General features: G+C 71.0%; 21 protein-coding genes. 9 read left to right on the forward strand and 12 right to left on the reverse strand.

What is annotated here, in order from left to right; all coding sequences use genetic code 11:
* Position 1: 1 nt before the first annotated feature.
* Entirely contained in the window at positions 2-1,273 is a 1,272-nt protein-coding gene (locus ACYVGN_RS05765; RefSeq protein ID WP_460789396.1) for an ABC transporter substrate-binding protein, read from the reverse strand.
* Positions 1,274-1,541: 268 nt separating this feature from the next.
* On the opposite strand from ACYVGN_RS05765, the gene purS reads away from it, so the two are divergent.
* The 3 genes from purS (at position 1,542) to ACYVGN_RS05780 (ending at position 3,526) form a co-directional block, all read left to right on the forward strand.
* A complete protein-coding gene (purS, locus tag ACYVGN_RS05770) occupies positions 1,542-1,808 on the forward strand; it encodes a phosphoribosylformylglycinamidine synthase subunit PurS (RefSeq protein ID WP_460789398.1) in 267 nt (88 codons plus the stop codon).
* A complete protein-coding gene (gene purQ, locus ACYVGN_RS05775; RefSeq protein WP_055988042.1) occupies positions 1,805-2,512 on the forward strand; it encodes a phosphoribosylformylglycinamidine synthase subunit PurQ in 708 nt (235 codons plus the stop codon). The genes purS and purQ overlap by 4 nt, the downstream gene beginning before the upstream one ends.
* Positions 2,513-2,584: 72 nt before the next feature.
* Positions 2,585-3,526: a 2-hydroxyacid dehydrogenase gene (locus tag ACYVGN_RS05780; RefSeq protein WP_460789399.1), complete on the forward strand. Its 942-nt coding sequence runs from the start codon at positions 2,585-2,587 to the stop codon at positions 3,524-3,526.
* Positions 3,527-3,535: 9 nt separating this feature from the next.
* On the opposite strand, the gene ACYVGN_RS05785 is transcribed toward ACYVGN_RS05780, so the two are convergent.
* The 6 genes from ACYVGN_RS05785 to ACYVGN_RS05810 all read right to left on the reverse strand — a co-directional run bounded on the left by ACYVGN_RS05785 (position 3,536) and on the right by ACYVGN_RS05810 (position 8,429).
* Positions 3,536-4,024 (reverse strand): copper homeostasis protein CutC, encoded by a 489-nt coding sequence (locus tag ACYVGN_RS05785; RefSeq protein WP_460789400.1) that lies wholly within the window; start codon positions 4,022-4,024, stop codon positions 3,536-3,538.
* Between the two features lie 42 nt (positions 4,025-4,066).
* Positions 4,067-4,912: an ABC transporter permease gene (locus tag ACYVGN_RS05790; protein ID WP_460789402.1), complete on the reverse strand. Its 846-nt coding sequence runs from the start codon at positions 4,910-4,912 to the stop codon at positions 4,067-4,069.
* A gap of 2 nt (positions 4,913-4,914) precedes the next feature.
* A complete protein-coding gene (locus ACYVGN_RS05795) occupies positions 4,915-5,730 on the reverse strand; it encodes an ABC transporter permease (RefSeq protein WP_460789403.1) in 816 nt (271 codons plus the stop codon).
* On the reverse strand, positions 5,723-6,556 hold the full coding sequence (locus tag ACYVGN_RS05800) for an ABC transporter ATP-binding protein (protein WP_055988031.1): 834 nt from the start codon (positions 6,554-6,556) through the stop codon (positions 5,723-5,725). The genes ACYVGN_RS05795 and ACYVGN_RS05800 overlap by 8 nt, the downstream gene beginning before the upstream one ends.
* Positions 6,557-6,576: 20 nt before the next feature.
* On the reverse strand, positions 6,577-7,638 hold the full coding sequence (locus tag ACYVGN_RS05805) for an ABC transporter substrate-binding protein (protein ID WP_460789405.1): 1,062 nt from the start codon (positions 7,636-7,638) through the stop codon (positions 6,577-6,579).
* A 260-nt stretch (positions 7,639-7,898) separates the two neighbouring features.
* Positions 7,899-8,429 (reverse strand): adenine phosphoribosyltransferase, encoded by a 531-nt coding sequence (locus tag ACYVGN_RS05810; RefSeq protein ID WP_460789407.1) that lies wholly within the window; start codon positions 8,427-8,429, stop codon positions 7,899-7,901.
* A gap of 11 nt (positions 8,430-8,440) precedes the next feature.
* Here ACYVGN_RS05810 and ACYVGN_RS05815 point away from each other — a divergent pair, with 11 nt between their 5' ends.
* Both ACYVGN_RS05815 and ACYVGN_RS05820 read left to right on the forward strand, forming a co-directional pair.
* Positions 8,441-9,031 (forward strand): hypothetical protein, encoded by a 591-nt coding sequence (locus tag ACYVGN_RS05815; RefSeq protein WP_460789408.1) that lies wholly within the window; start codon positions 8,441-8,443, stop codon positions 9,029-9,031.
* 141 nt (positions 9,032-9,172) lie between these two features.
* On the forward strand, positions 9,173-9,445 hold the full coding sequence (locus tag ACYVGN_RS05820; protein ID WP_460789410.1) for a GlsB/YeaQ/YmgE family stress response membrane protein: 273 nt from the start codon (positions 9,173-9,175) through the stop codon (positions 9,443-9,445).
* Between the two features lie 152 nt (positions 9,446-9,597).
* On the opposite strand, the gene ACYVGN_RS05825 is transcribed toward ACYVGN_RS05820, so the two are convergent.
* Positions 9,598-10,806 carry an ROK family protein gene (locus tag ACYVGN_RS05825; protein ID WP_460789412.1) on the reverse strand — a complete coding sequence of 403 codons (1,209 nt, stop codon included), beginning with the start codon at positions 10,804-10,806 and terminating at the stop codon, positions 9,598-9,600.
* Between the two features lie 197 nt (positions 10,807-11,003).
* Here ACYVGN_RS05825 and ACYVGN_RS05830 point away from each other — a divergent pair, with 197 nt between their 5' ends.
* From ACYVGN_RS05830 to ACYVGN_RS05845, 4 genes are read left to right on the forward strand one after another with little or no spacing between them, the layout of a single operon-like run.
* On the forward strand, positions 11,004-12,209 hold the full coding sequence (locus tag ACYVGN_RS05830; protein WP_460789504.1) for an ABC transporter substrate-binding protein: 1,206 nt from the start codon (positions 11,004-11,006) through the stop codon (positions 12,207-12,209).
* A 27-nt stretch (positions 12,210-12,236) separates the two neighbouring features.
* Positions 12,237-13,166, forward strand: coding sequence for a carbohydrate ABC transporter permease (locus tag ACYVGN_RS05835; RefSeq protein ID WP_134745311.1), 930 nt, complete (start codon positions 12,237-12,239; stop codon positions 13,164-13,166).
* Positions 13,163-14,050, forward strand: a complete 888-nt coding sequence (locus tag ACYVGN_RS05840; RefSeq protein ID WP_460789413.1) for a carbohydrate ABC transporter permease — start codon at positions 13,163-13,165, stop codon at positions 14,048-14,050. Before ACYVGN_RS05835 ends, ACYVGN_RS05840 begins: the two co-directional genes overlap by 4 nt.
* Positions 14,051-14,075: 25 nt before the next feature.
* Entirely contained in the window at positions 14,076-15,773 is a 1,698-nt protein-coding gene (locus ACYVGN_RS05845; RefSeq protein WP_460789415.1) for a glycoside hydrolase family 13 protein, read from the forward strand.
* A gap of 65 nt (positions 15,774-15,838) precedes the next feature.
* Here ACYVGN_RS05845 and glgB read toward each other — a convergent pair whose 3' ends face one another.
* Genes glgB through ACYVGN_RS05865 form a run of 4 tightly spaced genes read right to left on the reverse strand, consistent with a single transcriptional unit; the run spans position 15,839 to position 23,263 of the window.
* Positions 15,839-18,073 carry a 1,4-alpha-glucan branching protein GlgB gene (glgB, locus tag ACYVGN_RS05850; protein WP_460789417.1) on the reverse strand — a complete coding sequence of 745 codons (2,235 nt, stop codon included), beginning with the start codon at positions 18,071-18,073 and terminating at the stop codon, positions 15,839-15,841.
* Complete coding sequence (locus tag ACYVGN_RS05855; RefSeq protein WP_460789419.1) at positions 18,070-19,530, reverse strand: maltokinase N-terminal cap-like domain-containing protein; 1,461 nt, start codon at positions 19,528-19,530, stop codon at positions 18,070-18,072. The genes glgB and ACYVGN_RS05855 overlap by 4 nt, the downstream gene beginning before the upstream one ends.
* The gene (treS, locus tag ACYVGN_RS05860; RefSeq protein WP_460789421.1) at positions 19,527-21,296 is read right to left on the reverse strand and encodes a maltose alpha-D-glucosyltransferase; all 1,770 of its coding nucleotides are present in this window, start codon (positions 21,294-21,296) and stop codon (positions 19,527-19,529) included. The genes ACYVGN_RS05855 and treS overlap by 4 nt, the downstream gene beginning before the upstream one ends.
* The gene (locus ACYVGN_RS05865) at positions 21,296-23,263 is read right to left on the reverse strand and encodes an alpha-1,4-glucan--maltose-1-phosphate maltosyltransferase (RefSeq protein ID WP_460789423.1); all 1,968 of its coding nucleotides are present in this window, start codon (positions 23,261-23,263) and stop codon (positions 21,296-21,298) included. The genes treS and ACYVGN_RS05865 overlap by 1 nt, the downstream gene beginning before the upstream one ends.
* Positions 23,264-23,398: the final 135 nt, after the last annotated feature.

Below are 23,398 nucleotides of genomic sequence, written 5' to 3' on the forward strand. Positions count from 1 at the left end.
TTCAGAACGCCGACACCTCGGTGACCCACGCGTCCCACGACTCCTCCGGCGACTGCAGGCCGTCGTGCACGCGGGTGACGGCCTGGTTCAGGGCCTCGTGGAACTGGAAGTACTTCGGGCCCTTGACCGGCGAGACCGTGACGGCCTCGGAGCGGTTGGCGTTGATCTGGCCGACCGGCGCGTTGTTGAAGTACTCGTTGGTCGCCTCGGTGACCTCCGGCATCTCGTACGCCTCGGGCTGGCTCGGGAACGCGCCGACGTTGGCGAAGGCCTTGGCCTGCACCTCGGGCGAGGTCAGCCACGCGGCGAGCTCCTGGGCCGCGGCGACGTTCTCGCCGTTCGCGGGGACGACCAGGTACGAGCCGCCCCAGTTGCCGCCGCCGCCGGGGAAGACGTCGGCGATGTCCCAGCCGGTCACCTCGGGCGCCTCACCGGCGATGATGCCGTGCATCCACGGCGGGCACAGCATCGCGGCGAACTCGCCGTTGGCCATCGACGCGAACCAGTCCTCGCTCCACTGACCGGGGTATGCGGTGATCGGGACGGCCTTCTCGATGACGGTGTCGTACATCTCGCGCACGTCGGGGTTCTCGGTGGCCACGACCGTGCCGTCGGCCTCCTCGTAGGTGACCTCGAGCTGGTTGGCGAGGCCCTGCAGGACCGAGTTGGCCGAGTCGAGGAACGGCTGACCGGTCTTCTCGGTGTACTCGGCGCCCACGGCGAACAGGTCGTCCCACGTGGTGAACAGACCGGCGACCTCCTCGCGGTCGGTCGGCAGGCCCGCCGCCTCGAACAGGTCGGCGCGGTAGCACACCGCCTGCGGACCGATGTCGGTGCCGTAGCCGACGAGGTTGCCGTCCGCATCGGTCGCGGCGGCCTCCTTCCAGTCGAGCCAGCGGCCCTTCAGCTCCTCGGGCACGGGGGCCAGCAGGTCGGCGTACTGCATCATCTCGGCGGTCCAGTCGATCTCGATCGCCTCGATGTCGGCCAGGCCGGTGTTGCCGAGCTTCTGGAAGAAGTTGGCGCGCGCGTCGTTGGACGTCGCGGCCTTGTTGTGCACGATCGTCACGTTCGGGTGCTCGTCCATGTACTCCTGGAGGAGCTCGTCCGAGTAGCCGAAGTCGTTGAACGTGGCGATGCTCAGCTCGATCGGGGCGTTCGGGTCCGCCGACTCGGCGGGCGCGTTGCCGCCGGAGCAGCCGGCGAGCGCGATGGCGCCGGCGGCGACAGCCGACACCGCGGCGGCGCCGCGGCGGAAGGCACGTGAGTTCACTGTCACTCCTTTGTGTGTGAGGGCCGCGCGACACAGCGCGGTCCCGGTGCAGAACGGGCAGGCGGGTGCGCATCGCACGCGGTGCGTGGGAGCGCTCCCATCCGGACTGCAGGCGAGCCTATGGGAGCGCTCCCACGACCGCAAGTCCCGTGACCGGGTTGTGATCGAAGCGGGTGCGCACCGTCGCGTGGAGGCTCGGCCGGGGAGCGGCCGGCGGGCGACTAGAATGGTGGGGACTCTCCCGCCCGCGACATCCGGAGCTCCCCTTATGCCCACCATCGTCGTCGACGTCATGCCCAAGGCCGAGCTGCTGGACCCCCAGGGCAAGGCGGTCACCGGATCGCTCGCGCGCCTCGGCCACGGCACCTTCCGGAACGTGCGCATCGGCAAGCGCATCGAGCTCACGGTCGAGGGCGAGGTGACCGAGGAGGTGCTCGCCGAGGCGCGTCAGGTCGCCGACGAGATCCTCTCGAACGCCGTCATCGAGGACGTCGTGGGCGTCGAGGTGCTCGCCGAGGCTCAGGAGCAGGCATGACCGCCCGCATCGGCGTCATCACCTTCCCGGGCTCGCTCGACGACCGCGACGCGCAGCGCGCGATCCGCCTGGCCGGCGGCGAGCCCGTCGCGCTGTGGCACGGCTCGCACGACCTCGACGGCGTGGACGCCCTCGTGCTGCCGGGCGGCTTCAGCTACGGCGACTACCTGCGCGCCGGCGCGATCGCGGCGCACGCACCGATCATGGCCGAGGTCAAGGACGCGGCCGCGAAGGGCATGCCGATCCTCGGCATCTGCAACGGCTTCCAGATGCTCGTCGAGGCGCACCTGCTGCCGGGCGGCCTGATCCGCAACGCGCACCAGCAGTTCATCCGCCGCGACCAGCGCCTGCGCGTCGAGAACGCGGACACGGCGTGGACCAGCGCGTTCGAGGCGGGCCAGGAGATCGTGATCCCGCTCAAGAACGCCGACGGCGGCTACATCGCCGACGACGAGACGCTCAAGCGGATCGAGGGCGAGGGCCAGGTGGCGTTCCGCTACCTCGGAGTGAACCCGAACGGCTCGCTCGACGACATCGCGGGTCTCACCAACGAGCGCGGCAACGTCGTGGGCCTGATGCCGCACCCCGAGCACGCGGTCGAGCCGGGCTTCGGCCCGCAGACCCCCGCGGCCATGCGCTCGGGCGTCGACGGCCTCGGCTTCTTCACCAGCGCGATCTCGGCGGTCGTGGGCGCCGCCGCGTAGCCCCGCACGCCTCGCGGAGCCGCTCCCTCCCGGGGGGCGGCTTCGTCGTCTGCGCGCCGATAGGGTCGAAGCGTGAGCGATACCTCCGAGACCGTGGTCCTGTCCGTTCCCGACGCGCAGCTCGCCGACGACGTGCGCGCGCTGCTCGACCCGCAGCTGCCGATCGAGGTGATCGAGTGGGACGGCTCGGGCGACGCCCCGCGCGAGCGCATCGACATCGTCGTGCCGCCGTACATGAAGCAGGGAAAGACGCTCAAGAAGCTGTCGACGTTCGAGCACCGGCTCGTGCAGGGGCAGGCGATCGGGTACGACGGCGTCGCGGAGCGGCTGCCCTCCGGCACGGTCTACGCGAATGCGTCGTCGGTGCATGAGACCGCCACGGCGGAGCTCACGGTCGCGCTCATCCTTGCCGCCCAGCGCGAGCTGCCCCGCATGGTGCGCAACCAGGAGCGCGGCGAGTGGGAGACCTTCCAGGCCGAGGGCCTCGCCGACCGCCGCGTCGTGATGCTGGGCTTCGGCGGCGTCGCCAAGTCGATCGCCGACCGCCTGCTGCCGTTCGAGGTGGAGCTGATCCCGGTCGCGTCGCGCGCCCGCAAGGAGGAGGGCATCGAGGTCCGGCCGATCTCGGAGCTGCCCGAGCTGCTGCCGACCGCGGACATCCTGGTCATCGTCCTGCCCGGCGGCCCCGAGACGCATCACCTGATCGACGACGCCGCCCTGTCGGCCCTGCCCGACGGCACGCTGGTCGTGAACGTCGGCCGCGGGCCCATCGTCGACACGGACGCGCTGGTCGACCACGTGCGCCGCGGGCGCATCCGCGTCGCGAGCGACGTGTTCGACCCGGAGCCGCTGCCGCAGGACCACCCGCTGTGGTCGCTCCCGGGCGTGCTGATCGCCCCGCACGTGGGCGGCCGCTCGGGCGCCATGCGGCCGCGCATCGCCAAGCTGGTGGCGACGCAGGCCGAGCGGATGGCGCGCGGCGAGGAGCCGATCAACGTCGTGCTCCGCGCCTGATCTGCGGGGCTACGCGCCCCGCAGGATCTCGCGCAGCCGCATCGCGGTCGCCTCGTCGGTCGTCTCGTAGCCGCCCTCTCCCGCCGGCGCGCCGGTGCCGAGCGACACCGCGACCGCGTCCGACACGATCCCCTTCGCCGACGCGTGGATGCCGTCGACGCCGGTCGCGACGATCTCGGCGAGGTTCGACGGGTCGATGCCGCCGCCGGCCATGACCTGGATGCGGCCCGCCGCGTGGTCGGCGAGCGTGTCGAACGCGCGGTGGAACGAGACCGGCACGTCGCCCGCCGCGTCGAGCACGGGGCGCACGATCTCGGGATCCACGCGCCCGTCGCGCGTGCCGCCGATCACGATGCCGTGCGCGCCCGCGGCGACCGCACGGCGCGTGTCGGCGACCATGAGCGCGACCTCGTCGGCGTCGTACGCGAAGCCGCCCGCGCGCGGGCGCACCATGTCGAGGTCCTCGACGGCGACGACTACATCGCCACCCACATCCACGCCAGCGACCGGTTCATCACCGAGTGGCTCGAGTGACGGGGCTCAGAGGTTCTTAAGGGGGTGCATCCCGAGGCGCGTCAGGACGACGTCCTCGATCGCCTGGATCAGGTTGTACAGGATGAGCGCGGCGGCCGTGACGAGCACGATCGACGCCCACACCTCGGGGAACCGGGACTGCGAGATCGCCGGGCCGATGCCGCCGCCGATGCCGTCGCTGGTCGCGAGCCACTCGGCCAGCAGCGCGCCCGTGAGCGCGCCCGGCACCGAGATGCGGACGGCCGCGAAGAACGCCGGCAGGGACGACGGCAGGGCGACCTTGCGCAGGGCCGTGAACGCCGAGCCGCCGTACACGGCGACGAGGTCGAGCATCTGCGGCGACGCCGAGCGGAGGCCGAACACGATGTTCACGAGCGCCGGGAACAGCACGACGATGCCGCCGATCACGGCGACCGACCACAGATCCCGGCCGAAGATCAGCGTGATCACGGGCGCCATCGCGACGAGCGGCACCGAGCGCAGCAGCATCGCGAGCGGCATCAGCGCGTGCTCCACGCCGCGGTTCAGCTGGAACAGCATGGCTGCGACGAGCGCGACCACGAGCCCCGCGACGAAGCCGATCACGGCGTGACCGAGGCTCACCCAGAGCCGATCGAACAGCACGGCGCGGTTCTCGCCCGCGTCGGCGTCGGTCACGAGGTAGGCCCAGATGTCGGCGGGGCCCTTGCCGATGTAGGTGTTGACCCCGAAGGCCCACAGCGCGAGCTGCCACAGCACGGTCACGACCACGAGCGTGACCACGAGCTTCAGCAGGTCCCGGCCCAGTGCGCGGGCGGTCGCCGCGGCGGCCTGGCGGCGCAGCGAGGAGCGGATCTCGTTCGAGCTCGCCATCCTCACGCCCCCTTCGCCCACGGCGTGACCGCGCGGGCGATCAGCCCGACGATCCAGTAGCCCGCCAGCGCGACGACGCCCGACAGGATGGCCAGCGCCCACACGAGCGGCGCGTTGACGTCGACCTGGGCGATCATCATGGCCCGGCCGACGCCCATCCGGGTCTTGCCGAAGAACTCGCCGAGGACGGCGCCGAGGAACGCGGCGGGCACCGCGATCTGCAGGGCGTTCAGGATGGCCGGCAGCGCCGCGATGAGCCGCACCTTGGTGAGCTGGGTCAGCCGCGAGCCGCCGTACACCGTGACCACGTCGAGCGCGCTGCGGTCGGCGGCCTTCAGCCCGAGGAGGGCGCCCACGACCGTGGTGAAGAACACGCTGAGCGCGGCCAGGATGACCGAGTTGAGCCAGGGCTCGCCCGGCTTGGGCACGGGCACCATGACGCTCAGCAGCAGGCCGATCGCGACGATCGGGAGGCAGTACGTGATGGTCGCCAGCTGCATGACGGTGCCCTCGATGCGCGGCACGATCAGGACGAGCGCGGCGAACAGCAGCGCCAGGGCGTTGCCCCACAGGTAGCCGATGCCGGACTCGACCAGCGTGATCCCGAACTCGGGAGCGAAGTACGACCAGCCGCGCTCCGCGGCCTCGGCCACGACCTGCGCGGGGGTCGGGATCGCCTGCACGCCGGCCGGCCCGACGCTCGAGAACACCGTGGCGGCGAGCAGCCACCACAGCGCGATGATCCCGATCACGCCGGCGACGCCCCACGCCCACGCGGGCACGGGGCGCCGGTCGACGACGCGGCGGGCGTCAGTCATCCGAGCCGTCCTGGCCGCCGAACAGCAGGTCCGAGGCGTGGTCGACGTAGGCGTGGAACTCCGGCGTGCGCATCATCTCGGGCGTGCGCGGGCGCGGCAGGTCGATGTCCATGACCTCCTTGATGCGCCCCGGCCGCGGGGTCATCACCGCGACCTTGTCGCTCAGGAAGATGGCCTCCGAGATGCCGTGGGTCACCAGCAGGGTCGTCGCGGGCTTCTCGGTCCAGATGCGCAGCAGCTCGAGGTTCAGCCGCTGGCGGGTCATGTCGTCGAGCGCGCCGAACGGCTCGTCGAACAGCAGCACCTCGGGCTTCATCACGAGCGAGCGCGCGATCGAGACGCGCTGGCGCATGCCGCCCGACAGCTGCGCGGGCTTGGCGTTCTCGAAGCCCGTGAGGCCCACCAGGTCGATCAGCTCGGCGACGTACGCCTTGTCGACCGGCTTGCCCGCGACCTCGAAGGGCAGCTGGATGTTCGACTGCACGCTGCGCCACGGCAGCAGGGCCGAGTCCTGGAACGCGATGCCGAGGCTGTTGGACGCCCGCAGCTCCTTGGGCGACTTGCCGTCCACCCGCGTCGTGCCGCTCGTCGGCGACTCGAGCCCCGCCAGGATGCGCAGGATGGTCGACTTGCCGCACCCGGACGGGCCCAGCAGCGACAGGAACGTGCCCTGCTCGGTGTGGAGGTTCGCGTCCTGCAGGGCGACGACGTCGCGCCGCCCCTGCCGGAACACCTTGTTCAGTCCGCTGATGTGCAGGCCGGTGCCCAGGGTGTCCTGGGCTCCGGCCTGCGCGTCCTCAGCCGAGGACGAAGCCGTGTCGGTCACGGTCTCGATTCTCCCCCGCCTCAGCCGGCGTAGTCGACGAGCTCGGGGTTCTCGGCGTAGACCTCCTCGAGCAGGCTGAGGTCGAAGATGTCCTCGGCCGCGACCTCGATGCCGGCGCCCGCGAGGCTGTCGACCGTCGCCTGCTGCATCTCCTCCGTGATCGTGAACAGGCCGTTGGCCTCGGTGTCCTCGGTCACGATGAGCTCGAGCTGCGCGTTCATGGCCTCGAGGGTCTTGACCGGGTCGAGGTCGGTGCCGAACTCGGCGACCACGTCGTCCGCGGCCTGCTCGGGGTTCTTCACGACATCCGACCAGCCCTTGATCTCGGCGACCAGGAAGTCCTTCAGCAGCTCGCGGTTCTCGGCGAGGTACTGGTCCGTGACCGAGATCGTCTCGGCCACGAGCGGGAACCCGTTGTCGGCGAGCGGCAGGTTGGTGATCTCGTGGCCGGCCAGCTTGACCGTCAGCGCCTCGTTGGTGAGGTACGCGTAGAAGCCGTCGACCTCGCCGTTCACGAGCGGGGCCGGGTCGTACTGGACAGCGACGATCTCGAGCTCGTCCTGCGCGATGCCGTTGGCCTCGAGGAACGCGTCGAACGCGGCGCGGTTCGAGTCCTGCACGCCGATCGTCTTGCCCTTGAGGTCCTCGACCGTCGCGATGTCCGCGCCGTCCTTGAGCGAGAGCACCGTGAACGGGTTCTTCTGGAACGTGGCGCCGATCATCTTGATCGTGGCGCCGTCGTTGGCGACGGCCGAGCCGACCGCGAGCGGGTCGTTCAGCGCGACCTGGGCCGTGCCGCCCATGAGCTCCGCGACGCCGGTCGAGGGACCCTCGACGAGCGTGACCTCGTCGAAGCCCGCCTCCTCGTAGTAGCCGAACTTCTGCGCGTAGAACTCGCCGGCGAACTCCTCGTTCGAGATCCAGCTCTGCTGCACGGTGATGGCGCCGTGGCCGGCGTCCTCACCCTCGGCGGCGTCGCCGGCCGGGGCCGAGCCGCCGGCGCAGGCGGCGAGGGCCAGGGCGCCCGTGGTCAGGAGGCCGGCGGCGACGAGACCGCGGCGGAGGAAGGTGGTGCGGGTCATGTGAGAGTCTCCACTCGTGCGGGACGGGGCGCGATCCGACATCCGGGGTTCCGGGGGGTCTCGCGCCGGGAGGGTGATCGGCAGGAACGGGCCGGTCCTCCCACCGTAGGGTGCGGCGGAGCGACCAGCCGGACACCCGCGTTTCGGCGATGTAAAACATTGTGCCGTGCCCGATCCTGCGAGGTCGCAGAATGCCGGATATCCGGGCGTTCCGTGCCCGGATCGATACGGACGGGTCGGTCCGGTCGGGGTCGTCCGGATCAGGCGGTGAAGACCGCGTGCACGTCGCCGACGACCGCGCGGCCGCCGAGGTCCGTCAGCTCGAGCACGACGGCCGATCCCGCCACGACGGCGCCCAGCTCGGTGACCAGGCTCTGCGCCGCCGCGAGCGTGCCGCCGGTCGCGAGCACGTCGTCGAGGAGCAGCACGCGCTCGCCCGGGTGCAGTACGCCCGGGGCCTCGATGGTGGCCGTGCCGTACTCCAGCGCGTAGGACACCGCCGCGGCGGGGCGCGGGAGCTTGCCGGCCTTGCGGATCTGCAGCATGCCCACCCCGGCGAGCGCCGCGGCGTAGCCGGCCAGCAGGAACCCGCGGGCCTCGATGCCGGCCACGATGTCGAAGCGGCCCGCGTACGGCTCGATCAGGGCCTCGACGACGGCGCGCAGCGCGGCGCCGTCGGCCAGCATCGGCGACACGTCGCGGAAAAGCACGCCGGGCTCCGGGTAGTCGGGCGTCAGCGCGATCAGGGACTCGGCGCGGCTCAGGGCATCCACCCGTCCATCCTCCCCCATACCCTGGATGCATGACCCGACTGCAGGCCGACGCCGACGCCGCGCGGTGGGTGCCCATCACCGGCTCCCTGGGGCTGCGGGGCCGTCGGCACCGCAAGGCCGCGATCCGGATGCTCCTGGGTCACGGCAGCCGGATGATCGGCGGCCAGGGGCGCGGCAGCGGCCTGCTCGCCTGGACGATCAGCCAGGCCGCTCCCCTGCTGATGCGCCGCGCCGACGGCAAGCTGCTCGCGTGGGTGTGGAAGGACGAACCCGAGCTGCTGGTCGTCACGGCCCAGGTCCACCAGATCACCCCGCAGCTGCGCGCAGCACGCGCCATGCGGCCCATGGAATACGACGACACCGAGCCGTTCCGCGGCGCGTACCTCGGGATGGGCGAGCGCCTGGTCGTCGACGCCCCGGCGGGCGCAGGCACCCCGCCGTTCGCCGAGTACACGTGGGACACGGGCGCGCACTTCGTGACGGTCACGGCCGTGGGCGGCGACCGCGAGCGCTTCCGGACCGTCCTCGGATCGGTCGACGAGCTGGCCCGCACGGTGCGCATCGTGGACGATCTGCGCGTCGCGGAAACGCCCGGCGTGCTGCGCCTCGGCCCCGCCTGAGACCGGCTCCGGGCCCACGCTCCTCCCAGTCAGCGGAACCCCTAAGCGCACATTCCCAGCCCATGTCAAGCCCCTCAGGGGTATTCGCCTCGGCTCGTACATTGGATTCCGCGGGAGATCCCCGCAGGAAGGGAGCGCGTCATGGGCTTCATCGCATTCATCATCCTCGGTCTCATTGCCGGCGCGATCGCGAAGGCGATCCTGCCCGGACGGCAGGGTGGCGGCTGGCTCGTCACACTTCTTCTGGGTGTCGTCGGCGCCATCCTGGGAGGCTGGCTGGGTTCGGTCCTGTTCGGGGTCGGGCTGGAGAACTTCTGGGACCTCTCCACCTGGCTTCTCGCGATCGGCGGCGCGATCATCGTGCTTCTGATCTGGGGCCTGATCACGGGCCGCAGCAACCGGACGACCCGGTAACCACAGACGTCGGCCGCACCCCTCCCTCGCGTCCGACCGAAAGGGGAACATCCCTTCACGAGCCACCAGATCCCGCGCCTCGCGGGCCGGCCCCGGAGGGGATGCTTCCCGGAAAACGCAGAACGCCCGTCGCACATGCGGCGGGCGTTCCGCTATTCCGCGGGCGGCGCGATCCGCGCGGACGCCCGCGGAACGAAGCGGAGCGGCTCCTCGCGCAGCTGCGCGAGCGCGAACTCGACGGCACCGACGACCACGACGTCGCTTCCGAGCCGGCTCGCGACGAGCTCGGGCACGGGCGGGGAGAACTCATCGGCGAGCACGGCGCGGGCCCGCTCGAGGACAGGTTCGATGGCATCGGCCACGGCGCCCGCGATCACGACGCGCTCGACGTCCAGCAGGCTCGCGAGCACGACGGCGAGTCGCGCGATGCGCGCGCCGAGGCGGTCCAGGATGCGCAGCGCAACCGCGTCGCGCTCCGCCGCCGCCCGGAACACGTCCCGCGCCGTGATGCCCTCGGGAGCGAGCCGCGCGAGCGCGCCGCGCGCGCCGTCCGCGATCGCGTCGCGCGCCCAGGAGCGCGCAAGCGACGCGATGCCCTCGGCCGATCCGGCCCCTTCGACGATGTCGAGGAAGCGCATCTCGCCCGCTCCGCCGCGCGCGCCGCGGAGGAGGCGACCGTCGAGGATCACGCCCGCGCCGAGCCGCTCGCCCGACAGCACGGTCGCCACATCGCCCAGGTCCGCCGACCCCTGCGCGCGCTCGGCGACGGCGGCGAGGTTGGCGTCGTTCTCGACGACGACCGTCCCGCGCAGGGAAGCGAACCCCGGGTTCATGGTGCCCCAGAACCCGTCACCCGAAGGCGAGGAGCCGCGGGCGTCGACCGGCGCCGGGACGCCGATGACCGTCAGCAGCACGTCGCCGCCATCCAACCCCGCCTCCTCGCGCAGCTCGCGGACGAGGCTCGCCGCGAGCTCGGACCGCACCGGTCCGGACGAGGTCGGATCGAGCTGAAGCGTGCGGCGCGCGAGCGCGCGACCGCGCAGGTCGGCGACGACTCCCGTGAAGCGGTGCTCGCCTGCGTCGATCCCGACCACGGCACCGGCGCCGTCGCGCAAACGGTAGCGGCGGGCCGGACGGCCCTTGCTCGTGAGCCCCGCGGCGCGGCTGTCCTCGAGCTCCTCCAGCCAGCCGAGAGCGACGAGCTCATCGCACACACCGAGTGCGGTCGCGCGGGTCAGACCGGTCTCCGCCATGACCTCGGCGGCCGTGAACTCCGCGACGCGCAGCGCGAAGCGCACCACCGCCCCCGAGTTCATCCGCCGCAGCACCTGCGGCGAGCTCGCCGTCGCCTTCACGCCCACCTCTTGACGATATCCCCGGCCCTCGGACATACTTCCTCCAAGGTCTAAATTTATGCCCTAAATCAATCCTGTCGACGACCCGCCCCGCGCGATGCCGCGCACAGACGAAGGAGACGAAGGTGTCCTCTCCGCATCGGACCCCGCCGCCCGGCCTCAGCCGCCGGACGTTCCTGGCCGCATCCGGCGCGGCGCTCGCCATGCTCGGCCTCTCGGCATGCGCCGCCGGCCCTGCAGCCGGACGGACCACGATCACGTTCCACCAGAGCAAGCCGGAGGCGATCGGCTGGTTCCGCGACCTCGCGGCCGACTTCACGGCCTCGCAGGACCGCTGGCGCATCCTTCACGACACCGCGACCAACCTGTCCGCGAGCTTCGTGCGCAGCAATCCGCCCGACCTCGGATGCCTCAACTACAACCTGGAGATGGGGCGCTTCATGGAGCGCGGGGCGCTCAGCGATCTCGGCGACCTGCCCGAGGCGGCGACGATCCGCGACGACGTGCTCGAGCTCGCCGACTGGTACGCGACCTACGAGGGCCGCACGAGCGTCATCCCCTACTCGGTGACCGCCGCCTCGGTCATCTACAACAAGCGCATCTTCGCGGACCACGGCCTGGCCGTGCCTACCACCTGGGACGAGTTCATCGCCGTGTGCGACGCGCTGACGAACGCCGGCGTCACCCCGCTCTACAGCACCTTCCGCGACCCCTGGACGGTCGCGCAGGGCCTGTTCGACTACTCGGTGGGCGGCATGGTCGACGTGCGCGCCTTCTACGCCGCGATGACCGAGATCGGCGCCGATGTCGGCCCCGATTCCGAGGTCTCCTTCCAGCGCACCCTGCGCGAGCCGGTGGAGCGGATGATGACGATCGCGGCGTACTCGAACGACGACGCGGACAGCCGCGGCTACGGCGATGGCAACACCGCGATGGCCCAGGGCCAGGCGGCGATGTACTTCCAGGGCCCGTGGGCGTTCGGCGAAATCGAGAAGGCGGGCACGGACATCGAGCTCGGCACGTTCCCCCTCCCGATGACCGACGATCCCGCCGATCTGAAGGTGCGCGTCAACATCGACCTGTCGCTCTGGGTCCCCGAGATGGCGAGCGGCAAGGACGGGGCGCGAGCCTTCCTGCAGCACCTCATGCAGCCCGAGATCCAGGACGCCTACAACGCCGAGTTCCTCGCGTTCGGCACCACGAAGCATGCAGCACCCGTGACCGACGAGCGGATCATCGGGATGCGCGAGTACTACGACGCCGGACGCTTCTACATGGGCGCGTCGCAGTTCATCCCCCGCACCATCCCGGCCGAGAACTACCTCCAGGCGATCGTCACCGGCGCCGATCCGGAGGCGGTCCTCGCGCGGATGGACTCCGACTGGGCCCGGCTGGCGTACCGGCAGTGACCCCGACAGATTGAACGAGGACCCTTCATGTCGACCATGACCTCCACCCGCGCGGTGGTGACGGCCGGATCGGGACGGACCGTCCGCTCCGAGCGGCGACGCATCGACCCCGTGTACTACCTGTTCCTGCTGCCGTCGCTCGCGCTGTTCACGGTGGCCATCACGGTGCCGGCCGTCATCGGCATCGCCTACAGCTTCACCGACTCCATCGGCTTCGGCGACTTCGAGTGGATCGGGCTGCGCAACTACATCGCCCTGTTCCGCGACGAGGGCATCCTCGGATCCTACGGATTCACGCTCGGCTTCGCCCTCGTGACCGTGATCGTCGTCAACCTCGTGGCGTTCCTGCTGGCGCTCGGCCTGACCGCGCGCATCCGGTTCCGCACAGCGCTTCGCACCGTGTTCGTCATCCCGATGGTGATCTCGGGCATCATCATCGCGTTCGTCTTCCAGTTCCTGTTCTCGAACTCGCTCCCCGCCTTCGGCCGGGCCCTCGGCATCGAGCCGCTCGCGAGCAGCCTGCTGGCCGACCCCGATCTCGCCTGGCTGGCCGTGGTGTTCGTGACGGCGTGGCAGGCGATCCCGGGCACGATGCTGATCTACATCGCGGGCCTGCTCACGGTCCCGGGCGAGGTGTACGAAGCGGGCGCGATCGACGGCGCGACGGGCGCCCAGCGCCTGTGGCACATCACCCTGCCCCTCGTCTCGGGCTACATCGTGATCAACACGATCCTGGGCTTCAAGGGCTTCCTGAACGCGTACGACATCATCGTCGGACTCACCAACGGCGGCCCCGGCGTCGCCACCCGCAGCGTCGCCATGGCGATCTTCACCGGCTTCTCGGGAGGCGACTACGCCTACCAGATGGCGAACGCGGGCGTCTTCTTCCTGATCAGCATCGCGATCGCGGTGCTGCAGCTGCGCGCGACGCGCGGAAAGGCGGGCTTCGGATCATGACCGCGCTCGACAGCACCAGGGCCATCGTGACGGCCGAGGCGACCGCCCGGCGCCGTCGCATCGGGCAGGAGGCCGTGAACTGGCCGGCGACGATCATCCTGATCGCCTGCGCGCTCACGGTGCTCGTGCCCCTGTACGTGACCGTCACGATGTCCCTGAAGACGGGCGGCCAGGCGGTGGACGGCAACGCCTTCAGCCTGCCCGCGCCGCTCACGCTCGGCAGCTTCGTCGAGGCCTGGACGCTGACGAACTTCCCGCGAGGACTGGTCATCTCGGCGGTCATCACCGCGGTCGCGGTGAGCGGATCGATCGTCGTGTCCGCGCTGGCCTCCTACGCGATCGTGCGCAACTGGGACCGTCGCCTGTTCCGCTGGTCGTTCTTCTACCTGCTCGCGGCGATGTTCATCCCGTTCCCCGTCGTCGCTCTGCCCCAGATCCAGCTCACGGGCCTGTTCGGCCTCGACAACCCGGTCGGCGTGGCCGTCCTGCACATCGTGTTCGGACTCGCGTTCAACACGCTGCTGTTCACCGCCTACCTGCGATCGATCCCGCTCGAGCTGGAGGAGAGCATGCGGATGGACGGGGCGACCACGTGGCAGGTGTTCTGGCGGCTGATCTTCCCGCTGCTCGGGCCGATGAGCGCGACGGTCGGCATCTTCGCCTTCCTCGCGTCGTGGAACGACTTCATGATGCCGTCGCTCATCATCTCGGATCCGGAGCTGCAGACCCTCCCGGTTCTGCAGAGCATGTTCCAGACTCAGTTCAGCAACAGCTACAACGTCGCCTTCGCGTCGTATCTGATGGCGATGGCGCCGTCGATCGTCGTGTACCTCGTCGCCCAGCGGTGGGTCCTCTCCGGCCTCACCCAGGGCGCCATCAAGTGATCGCCGACCGTAAGAGGAACAAGCAGTGACCACCACCGCCACGTCCGCCGCACATCCCCACGAGCGCCCGCTCGACACCCCCGCCGACTGGTGGCGTCAGGCCGCCGTCTATCAGATCTACCCCCGGTCGTTCGCCGACGCGAACGGCGACGGGATCGGCGATCTGCGCGGCATCATCTCGCGCGTGCCGTACCTCGCCGCGCTCGGGATCGACGCTGTGTGGCTGAGCCCGTTCTACCCGTCGGCGCTCGCGGACGGCGGGTACGACGTCGCCGACTACCGCGACGTCGACCCGCGGATCGGCACGCTCGACGAGTTCGACGAGATGGTCGCGGCGCTGCACGCGGAGGACATCCGGGTCGTGGTCGACATCGTGCCGAACCACTCGTCCGACCAGCACGAGTGGTTCCAGGCGGCGCTGGCCGCCGGCCCCGGCAGCCCGGAGCGCGCCCGGTACATCTTCCGCGACGGCACGGGCCCCGGCGGCGGCGAGCCGCCCACCGACTGGGAGAGCATTTTCGGCGGCCCGGCGTGGACCCGCGTGCCGGACGGCCAGTGGTACCTGCACCTGTTCGCGCCGGAGCAGCCCGACTTCGACTGGTCGAACCACGAGGTGCGCGCCGACTTCCTGCACACGCTGCGGTTCTGGGCGGACCGCGGCGTGGACGGGTTCCGCGTCGACGTGGCGCACGCGCTCACGAAGGACCTCACGGAGCCGCTGCCGACCAAGGCGCAGCTCGAGGCCATCGCGCGCGGCGGCGACCACCCGATCTGGGACCGCGACGAGGTGCACGAGATCTATGCCGAGTGGCGCAAGGTGTTCGACTCCTACTCGCCGCCCCGCACGGCGGTCGCCGAGGCGTGGGTCGAGCGGCACCGCCGGCCCCGCTATGCCAGCCCGGAGGGCCTCGGCCAGGCCTTCGAGTTCGACCTGCTGACCGCGGAGTTCGACGCGCAGGCGTTCCGCGAGGTGGTCGACGACAGCCTCGAGCTCGCCGGCATCTCGGGGTCGTCGTCGACGTGGGTGCTGTCGAACCACGACGTGGTGCGCCATCCGACGCGCTACGGCCTGCCGCCGCTCGCCAAGCCCGTCGGCAGCACCGAGTCGGAGGACAAGCAGGGCCGCGCCTGGATCCTCGCGGGCGCGCCGGAGGAGGAGCTCGACCGCGACCTCGGGCTGCGCCGCGCCCGCGCCGCGACGCTGTTCGAGCTCGCCCTGCCCGGTTCCGCGTACCTCTACCAGGGCGAGGAGCTGGGCCTCCACGAGGTGGGCGATCTGCCCGACGAGGCGCGGCAGGATCCGACCTACTTCCGCAGCCCGGGCGTCGACAAGGGCCGGGACGGATGCCGCGTGCCGCTGCCGTGGACCACGACCGGCTCGTCGTTCGGCTTCGGCGACGACGGCGCGCACCTGCCGCAGCCCGAGTGGTTCGGCGCGTCCTCGGTCGAGGCGCAGGACGGCGATCCGGCCTCGACGCTCTCGCTGTACCGCGAGGCGCTGCGGCTGCGGCGCGCGCTGCAGGCCGCCGAGCGCCTGGAGTGGCTGGAGGAGTTCACGCGCGGCGACGTGCTGGCCTTCGCGCGGCCGAACGGCTGGATCTGCGTGACGAACTTCGGCGACGAGCCGGCGGCGCTGCCCGGCGGCGAGGTGCTGCTCAGCAGCGCGCCGCTCGACGGCGACCGCCTGCCCGGGGCCGCGACGGCCTGGCTCCGCGCGAGCTGACCCGCCGCAGCGAGAAGAGGCCCGCCGCGTCGTGATCGACGCGGCGGGCCTCTTCTCCGTCCTGATCAGCCCGCGTAGCGGAACCAGACCGTGCCGAGCGGCGGCAGCGCGACGTTCGCGTGGCCGTCCTCGGGCACCTCGACGCGACCGAGGTTGCCGACTCCCGATCCGCCGTACTGGTCGGCGTCGGTGTTGAGCACCTCGTCCCACGCGCCGAGCGAGGGGAACCGCAGGCGGTACTGGGTGTGCGGCACCGCGGAGAAGTTGCTGACGCTGACCAGCACCGAGCCGTGGCCGTCGCGGCGCGCGAACGCGTACACGCCGGCGTGCGCGTCGTCGGCCACGAGCCACTCGAAGCCGGCCGGGTCGTTGTCCAGGGTCCACAGCGCGGGGGTCTCGCGGTAGCGGGCGTTGATGTCGCGCATCGCGTGGTGCACGCCGCGGTGGTCGGGCAGGTCGAGCAGCCACCAGTCGAGCTCGCGCGACTCGGCCCACTCCGACTCCTGGCCGAACTCGCTGCCCATGAACAGCAGCTGCTTGCCGGGATGCGCCCACATGAACGCGAGGTACGCCCGCAGCGTGGCGAGCTGCCGCCAGCGGTCGCCCGGGGCCTTGCGCAGGAGCGATCCCTTGCCGTGCACGACCTCGTCGTGCGAGATCGGCAGCACGTAGTTCTCGGACCATGCGTACGTCAGCGCGAAGGTCATGTCGTGGTGGTGGTACGAGCGGTGCACGGGGTCGCGGCCGATGTAGCCGAGCGTGTCGTGCATCCAGCCCATGTTCCACTTGAACCCGAAGCCGAGGCCGCCCTGGGACGTGGGCTTCGTGACGCCGGGCCACGAGGTCGACTCCTCGGCGATGGTCACGACGCCGGGCGCGCGCTTGTAGACCGTGGCGTTCATCTCCTGCAGGAACTGCACGGCCTCGAGGTTCTCGTGGCCGCCGTGGACGTTCGGCGTCCACTCCCCCGGCTGACGCGCGTAGTCCAGGTACAGCATCGACGCGACGCCGTCCACGCGCAGTCCGTCGGCGTGGAACTCCTCGAGCCAGTACACCGCATTGGCGTACAGGAAGTTGCGCACCGGCGGGTTGCCGAAGTCGAAGATGTGGGAGCCCCACTCCTTGTGCCAGCCGCGCTGGGGATTGGGGTCCTCGTACAGCGGCGCGCCGTCGAAGCGCGCGAGCGCCCACTCGTCGGTCGCGAAGTGGCCGGGCACCCAGTCGAGGATGACGCCGATCCCGGCCTGGTGCAGCCGGTCGATCAGGTGGCGCAGGCCGTCCGGATCGCCGAAGCGGCTGTCCGCCGCGTAGTACGACGTGACGTGGTAGCCCCACGATCCGCCGAACGGGTGCTGCATCACCGGCATGAACTCCACGTGCGTGAAGCCCAGGTCCTGCACGTAGCCGACGAGCTCCTCGGCCAGCTGGGCGTACGACTTGTCGCGCCGCCACGAGCCGAGGTGCACCTCGTAGATGGACATGGGCCGGTCGGTGTGCCCGCGGCCCGCCTCGGCGGCGCGGCGCTCCAGCCACTCGTGGTCGCCCCACTGGTAGTGCGACTCGTGCACGACCGAGGCCGTCAGCGGCGGCTTCTCGGCGTACTGCGCCATCGGGTCGGCCTTCTCGCGCCACACCCCGTCGGCGCCGAGGATCTGGTACTTGTACCGGGTGCCGGCGCCCACGTCGGGGACGAACAGCTCCCAGATGCCCGAGGACCCCAGGCTGCGCATCGGGTGCTCACGGCCGTCCCAGTGGTTGAAGTCGGCCTTGACCCGCACGGCGCGGGCGCGCGGGGCCCAGACGGCGAACGCGGTGCCGGTCACATCCGGTGCGTCGCCCCAGCCCTCGTAGCGGTGGACGTGCGCGCCCAGCACGCGCCACAGCGCCTCGTGGCGCCCCTCGCCGATCAGGTGCAGGTCCATGTCGCCGAGCGTCGGCAGGAAGCGGTAGGGGTCGTCCTTCTCGTTCGTGACGCGCGACTCGCCCTCGCCGTACGAGGTGACGACCCGGTAGGGCGGGACGTCGTCGGCCGGGGCGCCGGGCGGCAGCGGCAGAGCGCCGACCCAGATGCCCTCGTGCTCGTGCTGCAGCTCGAGCTCGGCCCAGCCGTCGGGGGCCTTGCGCGTGGGCGGCGTGCGGTACTTGACCACGACCGACGACGCGAGGGGCTTCAGCACGCGGATCGTCACGGCGCCGTCGTGGGGGTGCGGACCCAGCACCGAGTGCGCGTCGTGGTGCTCGCCGGCGGCGATGGCCGCGAGCGTGGCGGTGTCGACGGGCAGGACCTGGGGGGACGTCATGATGCTCCGATCTGGGACAGCGCGGCCAGCGGGATCGCCGTCCACGACGGCCGGTTGCGCTTCTCGTACACGGCCTCGTACACGGCCTTGTCTGCCACGTACGCGTCGAGGAGGACGCCGCGCTCGCTCTCGAGGCCGGCCTCGGCGCCGAGAGCGGCGATGTAGGCCTCGAGTAAGTGGGCGCGGGCGCGCTGCGACCACTCGCGCGCGCGTTCGGCGCGCAGCGACTCCTCGCGCGGATCCCCGGGGTCGCCGGGGGTGGCGGTGGTCATCTCGACCACGCCGGGGGCGTAGTCGAACGAGCGCAGCATGCCGGCGACGTCGCGCCACGGCGAGTCCGGCAGGGCGCGCTCCGCGAACGGCCGCCCGGGCTCGCCCTCGAAGTCGACGATCTTCCACCCGTGCGAGGTCCGCAGCGTCTGGCCGAGATGCAGGTCGCCGTGCACGCGCTGCACGTCGAGGCCCTGCAGCGCGGCCACGGCGTCGTACGCCGAGCGCAGGCGCGGCGCGAACGGCTCGAGCTCAGGCACGGTGCGCAGGGCGCGATCCAGGCGTTCGGTCATGGCCCTGGCGAGGTCGGCGGCCGCCTCCGGTCCGCGCCGCTCCGCGGGGAAGCGCGCGCGCAGCATGGCGTGCACGGCGGCGAGCGCCTCGCCGAGACGCGCCGCCTCGCCGGCGAAGTCGCCGCCCGAGTCGCCGGCGCTCAGCTCGGGGTGGGCGAGCAGGGTGCGGACGCTGCCGGTCGCGAGCTCGAAGCCGTCGGTCGCCGTGCGGAGGAACCGCTGCAGCATGGCCAGCTGCAGCACCTCGCGCGGCTCCTCCTCACCCAGCTCGACCTCGATCCAGCCGTACAGGTCGGCGATCTGCTCGGAGCCGCCCTGGGTGAGCTCGGCATGGATCTCGATGTCCGGGTTCACGCCCGGGGTGACCTTGCGGAACAGCTTCATGATCGCGGTCTCGTCGAACTTGACCGACGAGTTCGACTGCTCGCCCGTCAGCGGCGCCGACCGCAGCGCGGGATCCAGCGGCTCGGTGCCCAGCACGCGCCGGAACCGCAGGCCGCCCGCGTCCGCCCATCCGGACTCCTCGGCCGACGTGAACCCGCGCAGCCACAGGGCCATCGCGTCCCGGTCGTGCACGGCGTCGTACAGATGCCGTGCGCGGCCGTCCACCTCGATCGTGCCGACGTGGGCGTGCGCGATCCGCTCCTCCGGGTGCTCGTGGGCCGCGAGGGGCACCTGGTACAGCTCGGTGCCGCCCTCCTCGTCGGAGTAGTCGACCGTGACCAGGTAGACGGTCGCGGACGGCCCGTGCTCGGCGGGCGCCAGCTCGGCGAGGGGCCGCACGCCGGACACCCGGAACGGGCGCCCCTTGCCGCCGAACCACCGGGTGCGCACGAGGTAGCCCTCGAGCATCTCGGCGTCGGGCGTCGCGCCGGATGACTGGTTGTCGCTCACAGCAGCCCCACCTCCTCCGACTCGTCCGCCGGCGCGTGCAGCTGGAACCAGAAGAAGCTGTGCCCGCCGAGGGTCAGCAGGTAGGGCAGCTCGCCGATCTGGGGGAACGGCACGCCGCCGAGCAGCTCGACCGGCACCATCCCCTCGAATCGGCGCAGGTCCAGCTCGACCGGCTGCGGGAACTGCGACAGGTTGTTGACGCAGATGATCACGTCGACGCTGCCGTCGGCGTTGGTGTGCTCGCGCGAGTACGACAGCACGGCCGGGTTGGAGCCGCCGAGGTCGTTGAAGCTCCCCAGGCCGAAGGCCGGATGCCGCTTGCGCGTCTGGATCATCTGGCGCGTCCAGTGCAGCAGCGACGAGCGGTCCTCCTGCTGCGCCTCGACGTTGACCGCCAGGTAGCCGTACACGGGGTCCTGGACCAGCGGCAGCGACAGCTTTCCCGGGTTCGCGGTCGAGAAGCCGGCGTTGCGGTCCATGGTCCACTGCATGGGCGTGCGCACGCCGTCGCGGTCGCCGAGCCAGATGTTGTCGCCCATCCCGATCTCGTCGCCGTAGTACAGCACCGGGGATCCGGGCAGCGACAGCAGCAGCGCCGTGAACAGCTCGATCTGGTCGACGTCGTTCTCGAGGAGCGGGGCCAGGCGGCGGCGGATGCCGATGTTGGCCTTCATCCGCGGGTCGCGGGCGTACTCGGCCCACATGTAGTCGCGGTCCTCGTCCGTGACCATCTCGAGCGTGAGCTCGTCGTGGTTGCGCAGGAAGATGCCCCACTGGCATCCGGACGGGATGGGCGGCGTCTGGGCCAGGATCTCGCTGATGGGGTACCGCGACTCCCGCCGCACCGCCATGAAGATCCGCGGCATCACCGGGAAGTGGAAGCACATGTGGCACTCGTCGCCACCCGACTCGAAGTCGCCGAAGTAGTCGACCACATCCGCGGGCCACTGGTTCGCCTCGGCGAGCAGCACGCGCCCCGGGTACTCCTGGTCGACGATCCGCCGGACCTTCCGGAGGAACTCGTGCGTCTCGGGCAGGTTCTCGCCGTTGGTGCCGGGCCGCTCGTAGAGGTACGGCACGGCGTCCAGGCGGAAGCCGTCCAGGCCCATGTCGAGCCAGAAGCGGAGCGCATCCAGGATCGCCTCGTGCACCTTCGGGTTGTCGAAGTTGAGGTCGGGCTGGTGCGAGAAGAACCGGTGCCAGAAGTACTGCTGGCGCACCGGGTCCCACGTCCAGTTGCTCGGCTCCGTGTCGACGAAGATGATCCGCGCGTCCTGGTACAGCTCGTCGGTGTCGCTCCACACGTAGAAGTCGCCGTACGGCCCGTCGGGGTCGCGCCGGCTCTCCTGGAACCACGGATGCTCGTCGCTCGTGTGGTTCATGACGAAGTCGATGATGACCTTGATGCCGCGCTCGTGCGCCGCGTTCAGCAGCGCCTGGAAGTCCTCGGTCGTGCCGAGGTCGGGCTGCACGCCCGTGTAGTCGGCCACGTCATAGCCGCCGTCGCGCAGCGGCGACGGGAAGAAGGGCGGCAGCCACAGGCAGTCGACGCCGAGCCACTGCAGGTAGTCGAGCTTCTCGATCAGGCCCCGGAAGTCGCCGATGCCGTCGCCGTCGCCGTCCTTGAACGAGCGCACCAGCACCTCGTAGAAGACCGCGGTCTTGAACCACTCGGGCTCGGCGCTGCCCGGCGTGTCCGGGAACGGCTCCTGCGTGAGGATCGGGATGGAGGTCGTGATGGGGGCGGGCTCGGAGGCGGCCGTCATCAGATCCTCCTCACGGTGAGGATGTGCGCGACGTCGCCCGACGGGTCGAGACGCACATAGTTGTCGGAGCCCCAGATCCACTCGGCGCCCGTGAGCTCGTCGTGCACCAGGTAGCGCTCGGGCAGGCCCGCAGCCTCGAGGTCGAGGTGGACGGTGGTCTCGCGCGCGCCGTGCGGGTCGAGGTTGATGACCACGATGACCGTGTCGTCGCCGTGCGTCTTCGAGAAGCACAGCATGTGGTCGTCGTCGGTCGCGTGCACCACGAGGTTGCGCAGCAGGCCGAGCGCCGGGTGGGCGCGGCGCAGCTCGTTGAGCTTGCCGATGTACGGCATCAGCGTCCTGCCCGACGCCTCGGCGGCGGCCCAGTCGCGCACCCGGACCTGGTACTTCTCGCTGTCGAGGTACTCCTCGCTGCCGGGCTTGACGGCCACGTGCTCGAACAGCTCGTAGCCGGCGTACATGCCCCACGACGGGGTGGCCAGCGCCGCGAGCGTGGCGCGGATCGCGAACATCGCGGGCCCGCCGTACTGGAGGGTCGCGTGCAGGATGTCGGGGGTGTTCACCCAGAAGTTCGGGCGCATGAGGTGGTCGCTCTCGCTCGACACCTCGCGCAGGTAGTCCTCGATCTCCTCCTTGGCCACGCGCCACGTGAAGTACGTGTACGACTGGTGGAAGCCCACGGCGCCCAGCGTGTGCATCATGGCGGGCCGCGTGAACGCCTCGGACAGGAAGATCACGTCGGGGTCCGTCTCGCGGATGCGGTGGAGCAGCTGCTCCCAGAACATGACCGGCTTGGTGTGCGGGTTGTCGACGCGGAACAGGCGCACGCCGTGCGACATCCACAGGCGCACCACGCGCTCGACCTCGGTGAGGATGCCGTCGAAGTCGTCGTCGAAGTAGATCGGGTAGATGTCCTGGTACTTCTTCGGCGGGTTCTCCGCATAGGCGATGGAGCCGTCCGCGCGGTGCCGGAAGAACGACGGGTGCTCGGTCACCCAGGGGTGATCGGGGGCCGCCTGGAGCGCGAGGTCGAGCGCGACCTCGATCCCGAGCTTCTCCGCCCGCGCCACGAAGCGGTCGAAGTCGGCGAACGTGCCGAGATCCGGGTGGATCGCGTCGTGGCCGCCGTGCTTCGAGCCGATCGCCCACGGCGAGCCGGGGTCCCTCGGGCCGGGCGTGAGGGTGTTGTTGGGTCCCTTGCGGTTGACCTCGCCGATCGGGTGGATGGGCGGCAGGTACAGCACGTCGAAGCCCATGGCCGCGACCCGGTCGAGGCTCTTCACGGCCGTCTTGAACGTGCCGCTGATCACGCGCCCGTTGCGCTTGTCGATCCGTGCGCCCTCGGACCGCGGGAAGAACTCGTACCACGCGCCCGTGAGGGCGCGGCGGCGGTCGGCGTACAGCGGGTACGGCCCTGACACCGTGACCAGGTCGCGCAGCGGGTGCCGGCGGAAGACCTCCTGGGTCTCGGGCCCCTCCAGCACCGCGAGGCGCGCCTCGACCGGCCGGACCTCGTCGGTCGCCGCGTCGAGCGCCGCGGTGAGCGCGGCCTCGTCGTCGGCCGTGAGCGGGTCGGTCGCCTCGGCGCGGATCCGCTCGACCAGGAGCTTCGCCTCGAGGAACATCAGCTCGACGTCGACGCCGGCGCGGATCTTGATGCCCGCGTCGTGATTCCACGTGGCCAGCGGATCGGAGAACCCGCGCACCTCGAACGACCAGTCGCCCTCGGCGTCGGGCGTGAGCCACGCCTCGTAGCGGTCGGTCCCCTTGACCAGCTCCCGCATCCGGACCGGCGGCCTTCGCTGCCCGTCCGGCCCGATCAGCAGCGCCTCGGCGCCCAGCTTGTCGTGCCCCTCGCGGAACACGGTCGCACGCACCGGCAGGGGCTCGCCGACCGTCGCCTTCGCGGGTCGCGCGCCGCCGTGGACGACGGGGTGGACATCGATGACGGGAATGCGTCCGACCATGTGCCCAACTTGTCACAAGCGCTGGCTCGGAGCCACTTCCGTGACGTCCCTTGCGCGTTTCGATCACCTCGGTGTAACGCCGCTGCACGGAATGCCGACGCCCGTTCACGTCGATGTCACCGACCGCGCGCGGTG

This window comes from Microbacterium lacusdiani (assembly GCF_054779895.1).

What these genes read in the sequence shown, in the direction of transcription:
- purS (WP_460789398.1), top strand. Translation starts at nt 1,542, where the DNA reads ATGCCCACCATCGTCGTCGACGTCATGCCCAAGGCCGAGCTGCTGGAC.
- purQ (WP_055988042.1), top strand. Translation starts at nt 1,805, where the DNA reads ATGACCGCCCGCATCGGCGTCATCACCTTCCCGGGCTCGCTCGACGAC.
- ACYVGN_RS05790 (WP_460789402.1), bottom strand. Translation starts at nt 4,912, where the DNA reads ATGGCGAGCTCGAACGAGATCCGCTCCTCGCTGCGCCGCCAGGCCGCC.
- ACYVGN_RS05795 (WP_460789403.1), bottom strand. Translation starts at nt 5,730, where the DNA reads ATGACTGACGCCCGCCGCGTCGTCGACCGGCGCCCCGTGCCCGCGTGG.
- ACYVGN_RS05805 (WP_460789405.1), bottom strand. Translation starts at nt 7,638, where the DNA reads ATGACCCGCACCACCTTCCTCCGCCGCGGTCTCGTCGCCGCCGGCCTC.
- ACYVGN_RS05810 (WP_460789407.1), bottom strand. Translation starts at nt 8,429, where the DNA reads ATGGGGGAGGATGGACGGGTGGATGCCCTGAGCCGCGCCGAGTCCCTG.
- ACYVGN_RS05815 (WP_460789408.1), top strand. Translation starts at nt 8,441, where the DNA reads ATGACCCGACTGCAGGCCGACGCCGACGCCGCGCGGTGGGTGCCCATC.
- ACYVGN_RS05820 (WP_460789410.1), top strand. Translation starts at nt 9,173, where the DNA reads ATGGGCTTCATCGCATTCATCATCCTCGGTCTCATTGCCGGCGCGATC.
- ACYVGN_RS05830 (WP_460789504.1), top strand. Translation starts at nt 11,004, where the DNA reads ATGCTCGGCCTCTCGGCATGCGCCGCCGGCCCTGCAGCCGGACGGACC.
- ACYVGN_RS05835 (WP_134745311.1), top strand. Translation starts at nt 12,237, where the DNA reads ATGTCGACCATGACCTCCACCCGCGCGGTGGTGACGGCCGGATCGGGA.
- ACYVGN_RS05840 (WP_460789413.1), top strand. Translation starts at nt 13,163, where the DNA reads ATGACCGCGCTCGACAGCACCAGGGCCATCGTGACGGCCGAGGCGACC.
- glgB (WP_460789417.1), bottom strand. Translation starts at nt 18,073, where the DNA reads ATGACGTCCCCCCAGGTCCTGCCCGTCGACACCGCCACGCTCGCGGCC.
- treS (WP_460789421.1), bottom strand. Translation starts at nt 21,296, where the DNA reads ATGACGGCCGCCTCCGAGCCCGCCCCCATCACGACCTCCATCCCGATC.
- ACYVGN_RS05865 (WP_460789423.1), bottom strand. Translation starts at nt 23,263, where the DNA reads ATGGTCGGACGCATTCCCGTCATCGATGTCCACCCCGTCGTCCACGGC.